Source organism: Bacillus sp. FSL K6-0069, assembly GCF_038007785.1.
Lineage (GTDB): Bacteria > Bacillota > Bacilli > Bacillales > Bacillaceae_G > Bacillus_A > Bacillus_A mobilis.
This window is the reverse complement of the sequence record NZ_JBBOXN010000001.1, coordinates 1,426,564-1,444,802: the sequence shown is the minus strand read 5'-3', so window position 1 is coordinate 1,444,802 and position 18,239 is coordinate 1,426,564. Positions and strand designations below refer to the sequence as shown.

Here is an 18,239-nt window from a genome sequence, read left to right as displayed (position 1 = left end):
ACCCCCACTGCCTAAAGTTTCACTTTATCATTTCGTCAATTGATGTCTAAACGCATAAATAACCGCCTGCGTACGATCACTTACATTTAATTTATTTAATATATTACTTACATGTGTCTTTACCGTTTTAAGTGCAATAAATAGCTCATCCGCAATCTCTTGATTACTTTTCCCCTCTGCAATTAATAACAAAATTTCAGACTCTCTTTCTGTTAACTCCTCATGCAAAGGTTGTTCTTTCTTCTGACGCATACGAGACATCATTTTACCAGTAACTTTTGGCTCTAATACCGTTTCTCCATCATAAGTAGCTCGTACAGCGTCTGCTATATCACTCGCTCTTGATGTTTTTAATAAATAACTAGTCGCTCCCGCCTCAATAACAGGATACAATTTCTCATCATCTAAAAAGCTCGTTACAACTACAATTTTCGCTTCTGGCCATTCCTGAATAATAGCACGTGTTGCTTCAACCCCATCCATCTCGTCCATGACAAGGTCCATCAAAATAATATCTGGTCTTAATTGCAAAGCTAACTCTGAACCTTTTCTTCCATTTTCAGCTTCTCCAACTACTTCAATATCTGGTTGCGTTGATAAATATGCTGATACACCCATTCGAACCATTTCATGATCATCAACTAATAATACTTTTATCATGACTCTCCCCCTCTCTCAATCATAATCGGTACTTTCACTTCTATTTGTGTACCTTTATTTGGAAAACTAAGTACTTTTAATGTACCACCAATTTCATGAACTCGCTCTTGCATTGATCTTAAGCCATACGAACCAGCTTTATTAACCCCTACTTTAAAACCGACACCATCATCAATAATTTTCAATATTGCATATTGCTCAATTTTGCGTAGACGTACTTCCGTTTTCTTTGCTTTCGCATGCCTTAAAGTATTAGACAGCGCCTCTTGTACAATACGGAATAAATGATCTTCTACACCCTTTTTTAATTGAATTGGTTCAATTAACCATTCAATTTTCATATGTTGCTTTCTAGACAGTTCTGTTAATAATTCTTCTATACCCTCTGTTAGTTTCTTGCCTTCTAACTGCACTGGGCGTAGATGAAGAAGCAATGCTCTCATTTCTGACTGTGCATTTACAACCATATTTTCAACAAGCTGCAACTGCTTTTTCGTCATTTCTGGAATTTCAGCTACTTGTTCATTAATAGCCGACATCATCATTGACATTGCAAAAAGCTGCTGACTTACAGAATCATGCAGCTCCCTCGCTAATCGATGCCTTTCCTGGGAAATCGCTTCTTGTCTCATCTCTTCATTCCAATGAGCTCGTTCATTCGTTACTTTTTGAAAGAGTCCAGCTTGCTCCTCTAATCGACGAGCCAAAACGATTACTTTTCGTTCCACTTCATGAAATTCATCATCTGCCGTAAACGAAACATCGCTCGGAAAATTCCCTCGCTCTACTTCAAATAGAAACGTATTTAATCCTTGTATACGCTGCTCTATATAGTAACCGATTGCATATCCTACAATTCCCCCAATAAGTAAACTTGTAGTCATAATAAACAAGCCAATTGGAACAGAAGCGATGGATTCCTTCCATAATAAATCATACACTTGTTGCTCGCTTTTCCATACATATACAATTGTACAAATAAGTGCGATACTCACAGAGGACAACATAGAATAACGAATATACATCCACGAAATATTTTTTTGTTTTTTCATTATACTTTCCTCACTTCCGTATCGCCTACGACAAGCGAAGAAATAATTTTAATACGACGAGGAGCCTCTTTATACTGCTCTGTTCTAAATGTAACATTGCGGTTAAATCCTGTTTCTTCATGACCTGGCAGAAGCACACGTCCGACAAGAACAGAATGATTTAAAGACAGTTCAATATCATATGGCACATATAAACGGATATTACCAACGACACCGCGAATAACAATTACCGTCTCCCCTTCTGGGATCATAGCAGTTGTTAAATCTATTTCCACATCACAAGCACCATATTGAACATTAATATCCTCAAGTTCATAAATATGATCCATCATTCGTATATTCCCTACAAACATATTTTTTAAATACGGTTCTGTACGATATATTTGCTTCTCCTCGTCTATAATCCCTTTTTCTTTAATTTCAACCTTCATTGCTTTTTGCTGATGTCCTTGTTGAATCAGTTGATAACCAATTAAAGCTAAACAAGCAAATACGACAAGAACAAATGCTGCTGAAGAAAATAAGAAGAATAAAAATACGATACCACCAACAAATAAAAATACATTTCCCCGTACGTAACGATTCTTTTTACGATAATGCCTTCCAAACATAAGCATAATAAATGCAAAAATGAGACCACCTGGTTCAAAATGTCCAAGTATCATATCAAGAAAAAGACCGAATCCAAATATGATGAGGAGCATCCCCATTAATTGTGTTTTTGAAAAATGCTTCTTCATTTCAGCTCCCCCCTTCTTTTCACATATACATAGAAGAAAAGGCATTGCTTTCCAACACCTTTTCTCCTATCACTATATCATAAGCCTGTTTTATAATATACTACTATTATTTTGTTAACTCTTTCGTTAACGATACATCATTCTTTTCTTTCATTTCACGCTCAAGCTTTGCAATCTTCATATCAAATGTGTCACGTTCATGCTCCTCATTTATACGAGTTTCTAAGTCACGAATATGATCATCAATTTCTTCAAAACGTAAGAACGGATTGTTTTCATCCATTTTATGCATCGCTGTATTCATACGACGATTTGCATGTGCCATATTTTCACGCGCCATTAGTTCCATACGCTTTGCGTGCATTTCTTTTAATTTGTTTTTCATTTCAGAAAGACGACGCTCTAATTCATCGATTTGCTCTACAACACCTGCATACATTTCTTCTAAACGAGTTACTTGCCCTTCATAATAAGCTACTTCTTCTAATGCACGTTCGTGTAACTGTAATTCGCCTGCTTCTTGAGCGATGATAGCCTGTTTTGATCTTTTATTAACGAAATAACGTGCTTGCTCAAGCTCACGAGCGAAATTAGATTTTAATGTTTTATGACGCTGAATTAACTTCTCAATTTTTGTTGTTTCACGCTCACTATCGCGTAAATATTGGTTTAACATAGCGATTGGATTTTTTCTTTCTTTCTCATCTAACACATTATGAAAATCTGCTAAAATTGCATCGCGTACACGTCCGAATAAAGATTGTTTCATTATAATCTTCCTCTCTTCTACTTTATAAATTTAATTTGATTTTTATTAATTTTTTATTAGTTTTTCATTAACTTGTTCCACTCATCTTCAAAGTTGCTATATGGTTTAGAACTTTCTGGTGCAGAATCAACAACTACATTTTTTTCTTTTTTCCACTCACGGTATCCGTAGTATAAAACTACTAATGCTGCGATACCGATTAGTGCTGGGGAATGAGAAAGGGCGATGGACAAGCCGATCAAACCAACAATACCCCAAGCTAACTTTCCAAAAAATGATTGTGCTCGCACAAATGATTTATAGCTCCAGTACACAACTCCTGCTCCAATTGCGAACCCTATAATACCAGCAAGACTGCCAAGAGCAATTAAAGCTAAAATACCAGCCGCGATAAACGCTAGAAATTGTTTCATCTTGTGCTTGCCTCCCTTCGATTTGATACTCTTATCTTAACTATTTTTTCATCTTTCCATAACGAGCTTAAGAACCGTTTTTAACTCAGACTTAAGACCGAGTTACATTCAGCCTTTTGTAAAAACATACGGTAAGATAAGCTGATTCACTTTTTTATCGCACATAAAAAGCCGTACAGAGAATATTCTCTGTACGGCTTTCGTTACGATTCATAAACTTCATTTTTCATTATGCTGTTTTATGATACTCTTTCTTTCCCGTCACTTTAGAAAACCTCGGGAAACCAATTAATATAGAAATGACTCCACATACTCCAACTAAGATTGGATAAAACGCATATGGTAACAATTCAACCGGAGATAACGCCGCAAATCCTGCTGCCGTTAACATTTGGGCACCGTACGGAATTAATCCTTGCACACAACATGAGAAAAGATCTAATACACTCGCTGATTTACGAGGATCAATTTCATATTGATCTGCAATGTTTTTCGCAAGTGGGCCTGTAAAGATAATAGAAATCGTATTATTCGCTGTACACATATTCGTCATCCCCACTAAGCCAGCGATACCGAACTCTGCTCCTTTTTTCGAACGAATGTTACGCGTTAAAATATTCATTAAATATTGAATGCCACCATTATATTGAATCAGTTCGACCATACCGCCAATTAAAATAGCAAGTAATACTAACTCCATCATACCGCCCATTCCAGTCGTTACACTTTTAAAGAAACTCTCTAACGTGTAACTTCCATCTAAAAGACCGATAACGCCGGATAATACAGTCCCACCAGTTAACACAATAAGTACATTCCAACCAAGTAGCGCTGTAATAAGTACTCCTGCATACGGTAAAATCTTTATCCAGTCAAAGCTATGTGCTTTAACCTGCGTATCGCTTCCTAAAGTAATGATTACTAATAATACAATTGTAATAATCGCTGCTGGCAATACAATTAAAAAGTTCGTTTTAAACTTATCTTTCATTTCTGTTCCTTGTGAACGTACAGCTGCGATTGTTGTATCTGAAATAAATGATAAATTATCACCAAACATCGCTCCGCCAACAACTGTCGCCATCGTAAGTGCAATTGAGATATCAGTTTGCCCACTAATACCTACAGCAATTGGTGCTAATGCCGCAATTGTTCCCATTGAAGTTCCCATCGCTAATGAAATAAATGCCCCTATAACAAAAATTCCAGCTACGATAAATCCTTGCGGTAAAATGGATAACGCTAAGTTAACTGTAGAATCAACGCCACCCATCCCTTTTGCTGTTTCAGAAAACGCTCCTGCAAGCACAAAAATTAGAACCATAATCATAATATCTGGGTTGCCTGCACCTTTAGCAAATCGTTCTACTTTTACATTAAAGCTTTCTTTACGATTCATTGCTAAAGCGACCCCTACAGCAATTGAAATTGCTACAAGTATCGGCAATTTATAGAAATCACCTGTAATAATTCCAGAACCAATAAATAGCGCCAAAAATATCCCAAGTGGTAATAAAGCCAAACCATTTCCTCTCGTTTCTTTCAAAGTACCATCTCTCCCTAGTTTCAACCTTTTTCTAATGAATAACAAAAGACCTCTTCCAATGAGAAGAGGTCTTATACATCTATAAGAAACGCTCTTCTCATCTTTCAAGCACATGCTTGCTGGATTTGGCACAGCACTCTGAAATCGAGTCCGCTGCCGAGGCATCGTAGGGCCAGTCCCTCCGCCTCTCTTTATAAGAAGGTTTCATATTTATTTTTTAATAATAATTTCTTCCCTAACTTTACTCGCTTACAAAACAAAAGTCAATTATTTTTTGTATAGATTTTTTTGGTAATTATGCAAAAATTTGAATACAATAATCATTTTAACTTTTTGATTTCTTCTTCCAATATTGAAATCCAATAAAATTCACTATTTTTTATTGCATCTATGATCCATTTCGTAGTGTACCAAGCTAACTCATACTCTTCTTTTGTAACATCGCCACTTTGATAAGCATCCTCTAACTCATCTTCATCTAGTACATAAATATTACCGCTCGGTAATAACACTACATCTAAATATAAATCATCAAAATAAGGTAAACCACGATCGTCTATTTCATATTCTTTCGCCACATCAATATAATATTGCACTAATTTTTTCTGATCATCTAACATAGCTGTAATCGCAAAGTTTTTCCCGTCTACGAAATATTGAATCCACGTATACTGATTCCCCGCAATACAAAGTTCTTTACCATCATATTCTTTACAACTAGGTTCTCTCACCTTTTTTATTTCCAGTATTCCTAGCATTCCCTCTTCTATTTGCTTAACTGTATAATCTTTCTCTATTAGTCGCTTCCACGAAGAACCGTCACCATATTTACGTTTCATTACGTCCGCTTCCCTTCTATATAGAAAAGCCCCCACATATTATGTGAGAGCTTGTTCAAATTATAATTAAGCTGCTTGCTTATTAGAAATTTCTTTCAAATAGGCCTGTCCTTTTTCAGCATCATACTGACCTTCCCACTTAGACATAACTACAGCTGCTAAAGAGTTACCTACAACGTTAACTGCTGTACGAGCCATATCTAAAATACGGTCAATACCAGCGATGAAGGCTAAACCTTCAGCTGGAATACCTACTGTACCAAGTGTTGCTAATAATACAACAAACGATACGCCCGGTACACCCGCAATACCTTTTGATGTAACCATTAATACAAGTAATAATGTAATTTGTTGAGAAATAGATAAGTCAATACCGTACATTTGCGCTAAGAAAATAGCCGCAATTGCTTGATATAAAGTTGATCCATCTAAGTTAAATGAATAGCCTGTCGGAATAACGAAAGATGTAATTGCTTTCGGACAACCGAACTTCTCCATTTTCTCCATGATTTTCGGTAAAACTGTTTCTGAACTTGCTGTAGAGTATGCTAAGATCAGTTCGTCTTTTAAAATCTTAAAGAATTGGAAAATGTTAATTCCAAATATTTTCGCTGTAAGTCCTAAGACAACTACAACGAAAAAGATCATTGCTCCATAGACGACAATTAGTAATTTACCTAATGGAATTAATGACGCAAGACCAAATGTAGAAACTGTAACACCGATTAGTGCAAATACACCAAATGGTGCGAATTTCATAACCTGGTTCGTCACGTAAAACATTGCATCAGCTACACCTTGGAAAAATTGAAGAACCGGTCTTCCTCTTTCACCAATTGCTGCTACACCTAAACCAAATAATACAGAGAAGAAGATAATAGCAAGCATATCTCCGTCAGCTAATGACTTCATAATGTTCGTTGGAACAATATTTACAAATGTATCTGCAAATGAATGACTTTGTACCTGCTCTGTCGTATGTGTATATTTCGAAATATCTGTCTTTGTTAACTGGTCCATATTTACGCCTTTTCCTGGTTGGAAAATATTCGCTATTAATAGACCCACAACAATTGCAAGTGTTGTAATAATTTCAAAATAAATAATTGTTTTTCCGCCTAGTCGACCTAGTTTTTTAACATCGCCAACACCAGCAACCCCAACAACAATACTTGCTACAACAATCGGTACAACGATCATTTTAATTAATCGGATAAAAATATCACCAATTGGTTGTAAGTACTTCACAACAGCTGGATTATCAAAGAAAATCGCCCCAACTGCAATACCTAGCGCAAGACCAATTAATATTTGCCATGCAAGTCCTATTCTTTTCATACTTGTTGTAACCCCCTCTTCGATGTGTCACTCTACCTCTCATTCTATATCTATAAAACTTGAAATTAAGAGTATTACATATTATTCGACAATTCACTACATTTTGTCCCTGTTAAAAATCATAAATCAAAATTTAAAATCTGACAACAAAATAAGTTTGCCCGAACGCAAATAATTTTCTTGACAAAAACAAAACCCATGTCAGAAAACCTCACATGAGAACGATTCCTTATCAGTGTTTTATTGGATTCCTATCTACTAATTAATTATATAAAACAAATATTTTTCCCTTTATTTTACAACAAAAACCAAAAAATACATCCTTGTTACACGAACAAAAAAGTGCATCCAACATGACAATTATCATTAAAAGATGATAAATTCCGACAAAACTTAGCAATTTTATAAAATTTTCTTTACATTATGATTACAACGATAGACACTCTTCTTCTTATGATATATAACATTCATAGGGAAAGGAGCCAGACAACCATGAAAAAGAAATTTGCAGCGTTTAGTGTTTTAGCAGCAGGAACGATTTTTGTTTCTCCGCTACTTTCACCCGTATACGCTGAAACGAATCAAGATAAATTATCTAATATTCAATCTGAATTAGAAGGAAAACAAAATGACTTACAAAATAAATCAGCTGAGAAAGACCAAATAGAAAAAGAAATTCAAGAATTACAAAAGAAAATTGACGATTTAACTACTTCTATTAATAAAAACGAAGCTGAATTAAACGATACAAAAAAAGAAATTAGTAAAACACAACAAGTAATTGCTGAAAAAAAGAAACATATAGAGCAATTACAAACAAACATAGATACACGTCAGGAAGTTATTAAGCAACGTTTACAATCTATGCAAGAAAAACCTCGTACAAATATTATTACAGAGGTAATAACAACTTCTACAAATATCGCTGATCTTGTTGATAATATGTACTCTGTAAGCTTAATTTTAAACAACGATACTGATATTGTGAAAAAACAAACAACTGATCAAAATGCTGTAACGAAAGAAAAAGAGGCTGTTGAGAAAAAAGAGCAACAACTAAAAGAAGCTGAACAGAAATTAGTTCAAAAACAACAAGAGTTGCAAACGAATCAACAACAGCAGCAAACATTTATTAGCGATCTACATACGAAAGTAGCAAAAGTAGATTCAGAGATTGAAGGGTTAGAAGAATCTAAAGGTATTTTAGAAAATCAGCGTCAAGCCGTTCAAAAAGCAATTGAAGAAGAAAAACGTGCGGAAGAAGCTCGTAAGGCTGAAGAGGCACGTAAGGCAGAGGAAGCTCGCAAACAAGCTACTACATCTGCTCAAACAGCTCAAGCAGCTCCAACACCACACGATACAAATATTGGCGGTTTTATTAAACCAGCAGCCGGATCAAAAACTTCTGGATTTGGCGTGCGCTCTATAGATAACCATAAAGGAATCGATATCGCAGCTTCAGGAACTGTTCCAATTATAGCCGCTGCAGATGGCGTCGTTATTCGCTCAGAATTATCATCTAGTTATGGAAATGTTGTGTACTTATCTCACCGTATAAACGGAAAAACATACACAACAGTATATGCTCATATGAGTAGCCGTTCTGTATCAAATGGACAAACTGTAAAACAAGGTACTCAACTCGGATTTATGGGGAACACTGGCCAATCATACGGACAACATTTACACTTCGAGCTTCACCTTGGAGAATGGAATGTCGGCAAAACAAATGCAGTTGATCCATCTCCTTATATCGGATTATAGAAAAAAACTCGGTGCATACCGAGTTTTTTATTTATACTTCACACAATATAGGCTTTCCACATAGACTATAACTAAATGCCTATAGTTTACGGGGTGATCAACTATGAATACACAATTGCTACAAGAAATAGAAGAAGCTAGAGAGACATATATCGGCCGGATATTTACGTTTGGCGGTTCAGCGTTATTTTTAATCGGATCATTCCTCGCAGTCGTCACAGCCTACAAAGCATACAATCGCTTATTAAATACACCTCCAACACAATAAAAAGACGGAGAATTCTCCGTCTTTTTTTATGCAAACATTTTAAATACGCCTATCGCATTTAAAAATACAATAATTACAGTTACCGGAATAACATAACGAAGCAAGAAGAACCAAATGTTAAATAATGTTTTCCCTTTCGTTTCTGTAACTTCTAATTCTTTCATTAGCATTTCTTTACTCATTTTATTTGGTACGAATAGCGAGATGGCTAGTACGCCAAGCGGCAGTAATACATTACTTACCGAAAAATCGACGAAATCAAAGAATGTCTTACCAAATATTTTCACATCACTCATAATTCCAAACGATAATGCTGACGGGATTCCAACTGCAAAAATAAGAATACCAATTAATAATGATGCTGACGGACGCTTTTTCTCATTATCTTTCGCAACAGATGCTACTACAATTTCAAGCATAGAAATCGCAGATGTTAACGTTGCAAAGAAGAATAAAACTAAAAACATAATGAAGAAAAATTGTCCAAATGGTATTTTCGCAAATACTGCTGGAAGGACGATAAACAGTAGTCCTGGTCCTTCAGTCGGCTTAACGCCTAATGCGAAAATCGCTGGGAAAATTGCTAATCCTGCAAGCACTGTAATAAAAACAGTTAAACTTACAATAGATGTTGCTGATTTAGCTAAATGTTCTTCTTTCTTTAAATATGAACTATACGTGACCATTACTGAAGCACCTACTGTTAGCGAGAAGAACGATTGTCCCATCGCGTATAAAATCGTATCTGCTGTCAGCTTTGAAAAATCTGGTTTTAAGAAGAACTCTACCCCAGCAAAAGCACCATCAAGTGTTAAAGCACGAACTATAATCGCAATAAACAAAATAAATAATAGCGGCATCATATACTTACTTGCTTTTTCTATCCCTTTCTCTACACCTTTACTTACAACAAAAATAGTGCAAAGCATAAAAATAAATTGCGCTCCAATCGCGCTTACTGGATTTGAAATCGTTTCACCAAATAATTTCCCGTAATCAACAACACCATTCCAGAAGCTTCCTGTAACACTATAATATAAGTACAGTAAAATCCATCCACCTACAACACTATAAAAAGATAGTACACTAAAACAAGTAACAACTCCCATACGACCAATCCAAGGATATAACTTACTATTTGGCACCAATACTTTATATGCTGTAACTGCCTCTTTTTGCGTACTACGTCCAATAACAAATTCAGCTAAAAGAAGCGGCATACCTATAAATAAAGTTAATAGTAGAAATACAAGGAAGAATGCGCCTCCCCCACCATTACCTGCAACATATGGAAATTTCCATATGGCACCAAGACCTACTGCGGCTCCGGCTGCTGCGAGTACAAAGCCTATTTTCGACGTCCATTGCTGTGTTTCTTTCATCATAATTTCTCCTTTTCTGAATATTTAAACTTTTATTAATTATACACTTTCATTTCATACTCGCACACCTCCTTTAGAAAATAAAAAAGCCCCCTACACGCAAATATGCATGTAGAGGACGATATATGTAATGTAAATACCGTGGTACCACCTCAATTGGATTGATAAATCCCACTTGTTCAAGTACAGGAAAAATTCCGATACTCTATCCTTTTAACGGCGGAACCCGGGTTGCCTACTACAATGTTCAACATACCTCTCGCAAGCCCATTCTGTATATTTTATCGTACCGGGCTCACACCTTACCCCAGCTCTCTGACCGTATCAAATATACGTACTCTTCTTGCTCATCGATTTTATCTATTGAAGTTACTTGTGATTATAAATTATATTTTTATAGTTGTAAAGTACAATTTCTTCATTATCCTATATGAACTCTTCTCTCTAATTCTTGTAAAAACAATTCTCTTTTTTGTTCATTTTGAACATATACCGACTTTAATACTTCTTGCAACAATATATTTCTCTGCTGTTTCTCTATTTGTAATTCTTTCACTTTAATTCTAACTTCGTATAAAAAATCAAGATATGATTCATACGCCTCATCATATTTATTTGCGATATCATCACGGATTTTTTTTGCAAGTTTCGGACTCGCTCCTCCAGTAGAAACAGCCACATTCAGTAATCCACGATGAATCGCCGCCGGAAAATGAACATTCCCACTTTCCGGGTTCGTAATAACATTTACTAATTGATTCTCTGCACTATCTTCAGCAACTTGTTCATTTAATACAGCATCACCACTCGCTGCAACAACTAAAAAAGCACCTTGAATATCACTTTTTTCATACTCCCTTTGATACCAACGAATTTGCTTTTCTTCCACAAGTTTCACTAAATTCGCATCCAATTCAGGACTTATCACAATTATATCCGCACCTTGTTTTAATAAAGGAATAATTTTGAATCCCGCGACTTTTCCTCCTCCAATGACAACAACACGTTTCTTCTCAACTCGCACTGTAAGTGGATACATATTGATCTCCCTTCAATAATTTCTTCGTTTTCTGAATTAACATATATTGAAACGCTTCATTCTTTCCTAAATACGGACTTATTTTTATCTCATCCGACTCATATTGGCGCACTTCTTTTTCAATATGTTTCATAAGTAAACCGGTAAATAACAAGTAAGGCAGCACAACAATGTTCTTTTCTTTTCGTTCTACAACTTCCTTTAACTTCTCCTCAAATTTCGGCTCGGCAGCTGCTAAATAGCAAACCTCTACTTTTTTAATTTTCTCTTCCGTTTGAAATAAAGAAGCGATCCAGTTTATATCCTTTAATACTTCAGGATCGCTACTCCCTCTTGCAACGAGAAGTAACGTCACTTCATTCGTCTCTTCCTGTTCGATCCCACTTCCGTTATACACTGATTTAACGAGTGTTTCTGATACACCAAACGGATTACCATAGGTCACTTTAACACTTGAAAATTGATTATTTAACTTTTCTAATTCAAACGGGATATCTTTTTTCACGTGACCTGCCGCTAATAGAAAAACCGGAATAACAATAATCTCTGTAGCACCACGGTTCACACATGTACGGAACCCTTCATCAATAGTTGGACTCGCTAACTCTAAAAAACAAACTTCTTGAATACTTGCCTCTACACGATTCATACATGACGTAATAAATGCAACCGCTTCTTCTTTAGCTGCTTTCAAACGACTTCCATGACATATATATAAGATGGCTTTCATTTTATAACACTCCGCTTACTTGATACGCACTTTCTGTCTGCTTCTCAAACCAATGGATTTTTTCTCTAAAACGGACCACTTCTCCAATTACAATCATGCTCGGATTTTGAATTTGTTCTTTTTTCGCGACATCTACAATTGTTCCTAGCGTCCCGACAACTGTGCGCTGCATAGAAGTCGTTCCCCTCTCAATAATAGCAGCAGGCGTACTTGTATCTTTTCCATGTTTCACCAGTTGTTCACATATGTAGGGCAAATTACTAACCCCCATATATACGGCTAACGTCTCTACACCTTTCGCTAAATGTTCCCACTTCACTTCCTCTTCAGCATCTTCTTTCCTATGCCCCGTCACAATAGCAAAACTTGCACTCGCATCACGATGCGTCACTGGAATACCAGCATAAGCAGGAGCAGCTATTCCAGCTGAAATACCAGGAACAATTTCAAACGGTACACCTTGCTTCGCTAATGCTTCAGCTTCTTCTCCCCCTCTACCAAATACAAATGGATCCCCGCCCTTTAGCCTCGTTACAACTTTTCCTTTTTTCGCGTATTTAATAAGAAACGTGTTAATTGTCTCTTGCTTCATCGTGTGATAATTTGGCAGTTTTCCGCAATAAATTAAATCCGCTTCAGACTTTGCGTATGAAAGCAACTCTTTATTTACGAGACGGTCGTATAAAATAACGTCTGCTTTCTCAATACATTTTAATCCTTTCACAGTAATTAAATCTGGATCACCAGGACCTGCTCCAACGATATAAACCTTCCCCATCATCTCTCCTCATTTCTACTATTAAAGTGAAACTTCCATCCTTATATACGAATGGAAGTTTTCATCATTTCCTATTACCTGTTCCCTACTCATGAATAACAAATGCCGCCCCTTTTCGAATCTTCTTTTTTTCAAATAGAGAAATTTCCTTTACTTCTGGCAGCGGTAAAAAATGCTTTTCAAGCTCCATCTCCGCGAGCTTAAATGCCTGTTCTTCACTTTGAGCAACAACAACAATCGGAACAATACTATTCACTAACACGGCTTCAAATCGATATAAATCCATATTGTCCCTCCTAAGACGCTAGTACTTCTTCTAACACGGTATTTAACGCTATTTGTAGTGTGTCTACACCGATACGACCAACAAAATCATAAAACGTTTCAGCTGGTAATTTATTCTCTTTGAAATAACTTATAAATGATGCAAGTACATCAGGTAGATCCTCGCCATCTATTTTCCCTTTTAACTTTTGATTGTAAGCACCGCCATCTAACAACGTTCCACCTACGTATATTTCAAATGCTTCAACAATCCCTTTTTCCTTCGTTTTCATTTTCACCCCTTGTAATCCAATGTCAGCAATTTGACGTTGACCACATGAATTCGGGCATCCTACCATATGAATACGAACCGGAACATCGAGTGCAATTTGTGTATCTAAGTATTCGGCGATTTTGCGTAATCTTTCTTTCGTTTCTACTAATGCAAGATTGCAATATTCAATACCAGTACAAGAAACCGCATGACCAATAAACGATTTCGGACTTGCTGATATTACTTCAAACAATGGTTCATTTAATAAACCCGTTACATTTTCTGGCGGAACATTCGGAATAATAAAGTTTTGCGAGTTACATGTGCGAATTTGTCCATTTCCATACTGCTTAGCAATTCTCGCAATCTCAAACATTTCATCTGCATGTAGACGTCCTACCGGTACATTAAAACCTACATATTTAAGGCCATCTTGTTTTTGATCTTGAACTCCATAAAAGTATCCCGCATTCCAGCCTTTTAGAGCACTTTCCCCTTTACTTTGCAATGGTCCTGTATACTCTATTAGTTTCTCTTTAAATTTCTCTGCTCCCCAGTCTGCAACAAGAAATTTCAAACGAGCTAAATGACGTTTTTCACGGTATCCAAAATCACGGAATATCGTAGCAATCGCAATTGCTACCGCCTTCACTTCTTCTGGTAAAACAAATACATCTAATTCATCAGCTAAATATGGACGAGCTGATAATCCACCGCCTACTTTTATATGAAAACCAACTTTTTTCTCACCATCTATTTCTTTCGTAGCAGGTGTAAATGCAACACAGTTAATCTCTGCGTTTGCTGAATTATAAATATTAGAACTAATAGACATTTTAAATTTACGTGGTAAGTTAGAAAACTCCTCATTATGTTGGAAATAGTCATATACCTCTTTCACAATACCAGTTGTATCAAACAGCTCATTTGCATCAATGCCAGCAAGTGGATTCCCTGTAATATTACGCGTTATATCACCACAAGCTCCAGCTGAAGATAATCCAACTCTTGCTAATCGTTTAAAAATATCAGGCATTTGATGAATTTCTAACCAGTGAAACTGAATCGCCTGTCTTGTTGTAATATCTATTACGTCACGCCCGTAATCCTCAGCGATAGAAGCAAGCACTTCTGCCTGTGCATTCGTAATAATCCCTGAAGGAATATTTACACGCATCATAAAATAACCAGCTTCTTTCGGTCTTTGTAAATACAACCCTGCCCATTTGAATGCGTCCCACTCTTCTTTCGGAATAGATTCGAAGCCATTCTCTGCATAGTAAGGAATATCATTAAAGATTTCCAATCCATCTTTTTTTAATTTATTTTTCTCAGTCTGATTTAATTTTTCATTGTTAGCCCATACTTTTTCATAACTCATTTTTTAATCCCCCTATATAAAACTACGCTCTTGTAAGTACTTCACGATTTGTTCTGCACATTCTTCAATAGAATACTTGTGCGTTTCTACAATTAATTCTGCTTGCTCTGGTTCCTCATACGGTGAATCAACACCAGTAAACTCTTTAATATCACCTTGTCTTGCTTTTTTATAAAGCCCTTTCGGATCACGCTTCTCACACTCTTCAATTGGGCACTTTACAAACACTTCTATAAACTCATCTGCAGCTAATAAATCCCTCACTTGTTTTCGGTCTACTCGAAATGGTGAAATAAACGCGGTAAGAACAACAGTACCTTGATCTACAAATAGCTTCGCCACTTCGCCAATCCTTCTTATATTTTCCATACGATCACTTTCAGAAAAACCTAAGTCTTTATTTAAACCGTGGCGTATATTATCACCATCTAGTACATAGTTTCCAATATTCTTTTCAAATAGTTTACGAGCAACCGCGTTCGCCACCGTAGATTTACCTGAAGCTGATAGACCAGTAAACCAAATGACAAAACTATGATGCCCATTTTTTACTCTTCTCTCATCTTTTGAAACAGATGCTGTATGCCAAGTAATATTTGTATCCATCTCATTCTCTCCCTATTCTGTTACTACTTCTTTTTTCAAACCTTTAATTAGCACTTCCACTACTTCTTTACGACTAAATGTACTCGGCGGAACCTCACCGTTTCTTAATAGCTCTCTTACTTTCGTACCTGACAAAATGACATGATCCTCTTTTCCGTGCGGACATGTTTTCGTCGAAGCCATCGCTTCACATTTCGTGCAGTAAAAACTATGTTCAAAAAATAGCGGTGTAATCCCTAACTCTTCCACTGTAAAGTTTGTAAAGATTTCTTGCGCTTCATAAGTACCGTAATAATCTCCTACCCCAGCGTGGTCGCGCCCTACAATAAAGTGGGTACATCCAAAATTCTTTCTAACTAATGCATGGAATATCGCTTCTCTCGGCCCTGCGTAACGCATTGCTGCAGGAAATACACCTAAAAAGACACGATTTTTCGGATAATAGTTTTGAAGTAATACTTCATAGCTTTCCATCCTTACATCAGCAGGAATATCGTCCGACTTCGTTTCCCCGACGAGCGGATTCAAAAAGAGACCGTCTACAATTTCAAGAGCAGATTTTTGAATATACTCATGAGCACGATGTACCGGGTTTCTCGTTTGAAATCCGACTACTGTTTTCCAACCACGTTTTTTAAATTCTTCCCTCGTTTCAATTGGATCTAAATGATAAGAAGGAAACTGATTATTTTCAAATCGTTTCGTAAGAATAATCGCTCCACCGACATAAGCGTTCGGTCGTTCATATAATTTTTTCACTCCTGGATGAGCCTCATCCGTCGTTTTATATACAAGTAATGCTTCTTTCTCTTTATCAGGTACAAAAATATCTTCTATTTGAATGACACCATATACATTTCCACTATTAACAAGCTTTACTTCTTCTCCAGCTTTTAGACTTTCTGCCACTTCTTCCGTTACCGGTAATGTAATTGGTATACTCCATACGCTTCCGTTTGCTAAGCGAAGCGTTTCTACGACCGAATCATAGTCTTTCTTTCCTAAAAAACCAGTGAGCGGACTATATCCCCCTGTCGCTAATAGCTCTAAATCACTTAACGCAATGTTGTCTAGTTGAATTTCTTTTTCGATTTGTGATACGTCGTAAGTCTCGTCTATACGATTTATTAATTCGTTTCTTGTACTCATTCTCTATACCCTCTCTTAGCTTTATTTTCGAATTCATCTTATTGGTAATGAAGACCACATTCTGTTTTCACTTTCCCAGACCATCTACCATCTCTCGAATCGCCACCCTCACCTACAGGTAACGTACACTTCTCACACCCAATACTTGGATACCCAATATCATGCAGCGGGTTATACGGCAAGCTATGTTTGTATACATATCGCCATACTTCTTTCCACGTCCAATGAATGAGTGGACAAACTTTAATAGATTGAAAACGATGATCTTGATTTATAAACTTTGTATGCTTACGCGTTTCTGATTGTTCCCTCCTTAAGCCCGATATCCACGCTTTTTCCGCTGCTAACGATTTTTCTAACGGTAAAATTTTTCTAATTTTACAACAAAGGTTCGGATTACTTTCCCATAATTTCTCACCATGCAACTTCGCTTGTTCATCAAGTGTAAGTTCCGGTTGTTTTTCTATAATATTTAATAAAGGAAATCGTTCCCGCACTTTTTGAATTAATTCATACGTTTCTCGAAAATGAACATTTGTATCTAAAAATACAACTTTAGCAGATGGATTTACTTGGTTTATAAGATGCAGTAATACCATCCCTTCTACTCCAAAGCTACATGCGTATACAATTTCACTTTCATATTCTTTATAAGCCCAACTTAAAACAGATAGCGCGCCTTTTGTTTCATCTTCTTCTGAAAATGAAACATTATTTTCTTCCCACGTTTCATACGTCAACATGTTTTTTCCCCCTGTAAAAGCAAAAAGACGGTTTTAACCTAATCAAAATAGGTTAAAACCGCCTCTAGTTTTTCTAGTCAGCGCTTTTTACTTTAAACGTACCTTTTCACTTTTCTCTAATTGAATAACTTTTCCATCTTGCACAACAATTGTAATTGAACCATATTTCATATCAGCAAGCATCGCTTCAATTTTCTCAGACACTTCCTCAAAATGTCCCCGTACACTCACGCGAACAGCCCCCCTTTTTATTCATAAAAAAAATCTTTCCCATTTCGAAAAGACTGTTCGGTAATATATTTTACCTTATCTTTCAAAATGGATTCCATTTTGCTGGATTTAGCACCTTGCTTTCTATAAGCAGGTTGCCGAGCTTCTTCGGGCCAGTTCCCTCCGCTTCTCTTGATAAGCTTTGTATTTGTATTTTATCACAATTCTGATTTTTTTCAATCCTAGTTTTCCGATATATTTTAATTAATTTATTTTTACAAAAAAGGAATTGCC

Annotated in this window: 20 protein-coding genes, 2 riboswitches and 1 other annotated feature; of the genes, 2 read left to right on the top strand and 18 right to left on the bottom strand. The window is 36.3% G+C overall.

Annotation, left to right across the window (positions count from 1 at the left end; all coding sequences use genetic code 11):
* Nucleotides 1-27: 27 nt before the first annotated feature.
* From MHB74_RS07500 to gltP, 8 genes are all read right to left on the bottom strand, one after another.
* Nucleotides 28-660 (bottom strand): response regulator, encoded by a 633-nt coding sequence (locus MHB74_RS07500; protein WP_000598709.1) that lies wholly within the window; start codon nucleotides 658-660, stop codon nucleotides 28-30.
* Nucleotides 657-1,712: a sensor histidine kinase gene (locus tag MHB74_RS07495; protein WP_000744332.1), complete on the bottom strand. Its 1,056-nt coding sequence runs from the start codon at nucleotides 1,710-1,712 to the stop codon at nucleotides 657-659. The genes MHB74_RS07500 and MHB74_RS07495 overlap by 4 nt, the downstream gene beginning before the upstream one ends.
* Nucleotides 1,712-2,452 carry a cell wall-active antibiotics response protein LiaF gene (gene liaF, locus MHB74_RS07490; RefSeq protein WP_000716092.1) on the bottom strand — a complete coding sequence of 247 codons (741 nt, stop codon included), beginning with the start codon at nucleotides 2,450-2,452 and terminating at the stop codon, nucleotides 1,712-1,714. The genes MHB74_RS07495 and liaF overlap by 1 nt, the downstream gene beginning before the upstream one ends.
* A gap of 106 nt (nucleotides 2,453-2,558) precedes the next feature.
* Entirely contained in the window at nucleotides 2,559-3,221 is a 663-nt protein-coding gene (locus tag MHB74_RS07485; protein WP_061678633.1) for a PspA/IM30 family protein, read from the bottom strand.
* Between the two features lie 56 nt (nucleotides 3,222-3,277).
* The gene (locus MHB74_RS07480; RefSeq protein ID WP_000808634.1) at nucleotides 3,278-3,634 is read right to left on the bottom strand and encodes a lmo0954 family membrane protein; all 357 of its coding nucleotides are present in this window, start codon (nucleotides 3,632-3,634) and stop codon (nucleotides 3,278-3,280) included.
* A 229-nt stretch (nucleotides 3,635-3,863) separates the two neighbouring features.
* Nucleotides 3,864-5,180 (bottom strand): Na+/H+ antiporter NhaC family protein, encoded by a 1,317-nt coding sequence (locus MHB74_RS07475; RefSeq protein WP_061678634.1) that lies wholly within the window; start codon nucleotides 5,178-5,180, stop codon nucleotides 3,864-3,866.
* A 94-nt stretch (nucleotides 5,181-5,274) separates the two neighbouring features.
* A riboswitch (SAM riboswitch) is annotated at nucleotides 5,275-5,380 on the bottom strand.
* A gap of 120 nt (nucleotides 5,381-5,500) precedes the next feature.
* Nucleotides 5,501-6,019: a DUF402 domain-containing protein gene (locus MHB74_RS07470; RefSeq protein WP_061678635.1), complete on the bottom strand. Its 519-nt coding sequence runs from the start codon at nucleotides 6,017-6,019 to the stop codon at nucleotides 5,501-5,503.
* Between the two features lie 66 nt (nucleotides 6,020-6,085).
* Nucleotides 6,086-7,357 (bottom strand): glutamate/aspartate:proton symporter GltP, encoded by a 1,272-nt coding sequence (gene gltP, locus MHB74_RS07465; protein ID WP_061678636.1) that lies wholly within the window; start codon nucleotides 7,355-7,357, stop codon nucleotides 6,086-6,088.
* 492 nt (nucleotides 7,358-7,849) lie between these two features.
* On the opposite strand from gltP, the gene MHB74_RS07460 reads away from it, so the two are divergent.
* Complete coding sequence (locus tag MHB74_RS07460; RefSeq protein WP_061678637.1) at nucleotides 7,850-9,121, top strand: murein hydrolase activator EnvC family protein; 1,272 nt, start codon at nucleotides 7,850-7,852, stop codon at nucleotides 9,119-9,121.
* A gap of 103 nt (nucleotides 9,122-9,224) precedes the next feature.
* Nucleotides 9,225-9,389 carry a hypothetical protein gene (locus tag MHB74_RS07455; protein WP_168216097.1) on the top strand — a complete coding sequence of 55 codons (165 nt, stop codon included), beginning with the start codon at nucleotides 9,225-9,227 and terminating at the stop codon, nucleotides 9,387-9,389.
* Between the two features lie 26 nt (nucleotides 9,390-9,415).
* Here MHB74_RS07455 and MHB74_RS07450 read toward each other — a convergent pair whose 3' ends face one another.
* The 10 genes from MHB74_RS07450 to MHB74_RS07405 form a co-directional block, all read right to left on the bottom strand.
* The gene (locus MHB74_RS07450; protein WP_000665452.1) at nucleotides 9,416-10,771 is read right to left on the bottom strand and encodes a sodium-dependent transporter; all 1,356 of its coding nucleotides are present in this window, start codon (nucleotides 10,769-10,771) and stop codon (nucleotides 9,416-9,418) included.
* A 111-nt stretch (nucleotides 10,772-10,882) separates the two neighbouring features.
* Nucleotides 10,883-11,131, bottom strand: a binding site (T-box leader).
* Between the two features lie 61 nt (nucleotides 11,132-11,192).
* Complete coding sequence (locus MHB74_RS07445; protein WP_001973399.1) at nucleotides 11,193-11,810, bottom strand: NAD(P)-binding protein; 618 nt, start codon at nucleotides 11,808-11,810, stop codon at nucleotides 11,193-11,195.
* A complete protein-coding gene (locus tag MHB74_RS07440; protein ID WP_061678638.1) occupies nucleotides 11,785-12,540 on the bottom strand; it encodes a sirohydrochlorin chelatase in 756 nt (251 codons plus the stop codon). The genes MHB74_RS07445 and MHB74_RS07440 overlap by 26 nt, the downstream gene beginning before the upstream one ends.
* A 1-nt stretch (nucleotide 12,541) precedes the next feature.
* Nucleotides 12,542-13,318: a uroporphyrinogen-III C-methyltransferase gene (gene cobA / locus MHB74_RS07435; RefSeq protein WP_061678639.1), complete on the bottom strand. Its 777-nt coding sequence runs from the start codon at nucleotides 13,316-13,318 to the stop codon at nucleotides 12,542-12,544.
* Nucleotides 13,319-13,403: 85 nt separating this feature from the next.
* Nucleotides 13,404-13,604, bottom strand: a complete 201-nt coding sequence (locus MHB74_RS07430; protein WP_000366917.1) for a DUF3906 family protein — start codon at nucleotides 13,602-13,604, stop codon at nucleotides 13,404-13,406.
* A 10-nt stretch (nucleotides 13,605-13,614) separates the two neighbouring features.
* Nucleotides 13,615-15,237: a nitrite/sulfite reductase gene (locus MHB74_RS07425; RefSeq protein WP_061678640.1), complete on the bottom strand. Its 1,623-nt coding sequence runs from the start codon at nucleotides 15,235-15,237 to the stop codon at nucleotides 13,615-13,617.
* A 12-nt stretch (nucleotides 15,238-15,249) separates the two neighbouring features.
* Entirely contained in the window at nucleotides 15,250-15,843 is a 594-nt protein-coding gene (gene cysC, locus MHB74_RS07420; RefSeq protein WP_061678641.1) for an adenylyl-sulfate kinase, read from the bottom strand.
* Between the two features lie 12 nt (nucleotides 15,844-15,855).
* Nucleotides 15,856-16,992, bottom strand: coding sequence for a sulfate adenylyltransferase (sat, locus tag MHB74_RS07415; RefSeq protein ID WP_061678642.1), 1,137 nt, complete (start codon nucleotides 16,990-16,992; stop codon nucleotides 15,856-15,858).
* 38 nt (nucleotides 16,993-17,030) lie between these two features.
* Complete coding sequence (locus tag MHB74_RS07410) at nucleotides 17,031-17,735, bottom strand: phosphoadenylyl-sulfate reductase (RefSeq protein WP_061678643.1); 705 nt, start codon at nucleotides 17,733-17,735, stop codon at nucleotides 17,031-17,033.
* An 87-nt stretch (nucleotides 17,736-17,822) separates the two neighbouring features.
* A complete protein-coding gene (locus MHB74_RS07405) occupies nucleotides 17,823-17,966 on the bottom strand; it encodes a YezD family protein (protein ID WP_061678644.1) in 144 nt (47 codons plus the stop codon).
* 72 nt (nucleotides 17,967-18,038) lie between these two features.
* A riboswitch (SAM riboswitch) is annotated at nucleotides 18,039-18,147 on the bottom strand.
* Nucleotides 18,148-18,239 lie beyond the last annotated feature (92 nt).

Bases quoted from the DNA above. Each gene is read 5' to 3' on its own strand.
- MHB74_RS07500 (WP_000598709.1), bottom strand. From the start codon at position 660: ATGATAAAAGTATTATTAGTTGATGATCATGAAATGGTTCGAATGGGT.
- MHB74_RS07495 (WP_000744332.1), bottom strand. From the start codon at position 1,712: ATGAAAAAACAAAAAAATATTTCGTGGATGTATATTCGTTATTCTATG.
- liaF (WP_000716092.1), bottom strand. From the start codon at position 2,452: ATGAAGAAGCATTTTTCAAAAACACAATTAATGGGGATGCTCCTCATC.
- MHB74_RS07485 (WP_061678633.1), bottom strand. From the start codon at position 3,221: ATGAAACAATCTTTATTCGGACGTGTACGCGATGCAATTTTAGCAGAT.
- MHB74_RS07480 (WP_000808634.1), bottom strand. From the start codon at position 3,634: ATGAAACAATTTCTAGCGTTTATCGCGGCTGGTATTTTAGCTTTAATT.
- MHB74_RS07470 (WP_061678635.1), bottom strand. From the start codon at position 6,019: ATGAAACGTAAATATGGTGACGGTTCTTCGTGGAAGCGACTAATAGAG.
- gltP (WP_061678636.1), bottom strand. From the start codon at position 7,357: ATGAAAAGAATAGGACTTGCATGGCAAATATTAATTGGTCTTGCGCTA.
- MHB74_RS07460 (WP_061678637.1), top strand. From the start codon at position 7,850: ATGAAAAAGAAATTTGCAGCGTTTAGTGTTTTAGCAGCAGGAACGATT.
- MHB74_RS07455 (WP_168216097.1), top strand. From the start codon at position 9,225: ATGAATACACAATTGCTACAAGAAATAGAAGAAGCTAGAGAGACATAT.
- MHB74_RS07450 (WP_000665452.1), bottom strand. From the start codon at position 10,771: ATGAAAGAAACACAGCAATGGACGTCGAAAATAGGCTTTGTACTCGCA.
- MHB74_RS07445 (WP_001973399.1), bottom strand. From the start codon at position 11,810: ATGTATCCACTTACAGTGCGAGTTGAGAAGAAACGTGTTGTTGTCATT.
- MHB74_RS07440 (WP_061678638.1), bottom strand. From the start codon at position 12,540: ATGAAAGCCATCTTATATATATGTCATGGAAGTCGTTTGAAAGCAGCT.
- cobA (WP_061678639.1), bottom strand. From the start codon at position 13,318: ATGGGGAAGGTTTATATCGTTGGAGCAGGTCCTGGTGATCCAGATTTA.
- MHB74_RS07430 (WP_000366917.1), bottom strand. From the start codon at position 13,604: ATGGATTTATATCGATTTGAAGCCGTGTTAGTGAATAGTATTGTTCCG.
- MHB74_RS07425 (WP_061678640.1), bottom strand. From the start codon at position 15,237: ATGAGTTATGAAAAAGTATGGGCTAACAATGAAAAATTAAATCAGACT.
- cysC (WP_061678641.1), bottom strand. From the start codon at position 15,843: ATGGATACAAATATTACTTGGCATACAGCATCTGTTTCAAAAGATGAG.
- sat (WP_061678642.1), bottom strand. From the start codon at position 16,992: ATGAGTACAAGAAACGAATTAATAAATCGTATAGACGAGACTTACGAC.
- MHB74_RS07410 (WP_061678643.1), bottom strand. From the start codon at position 17,735: ATGTTGACGTATGAAACGTGGGAAGAAAATAATGTTTCATTTTCAGAA.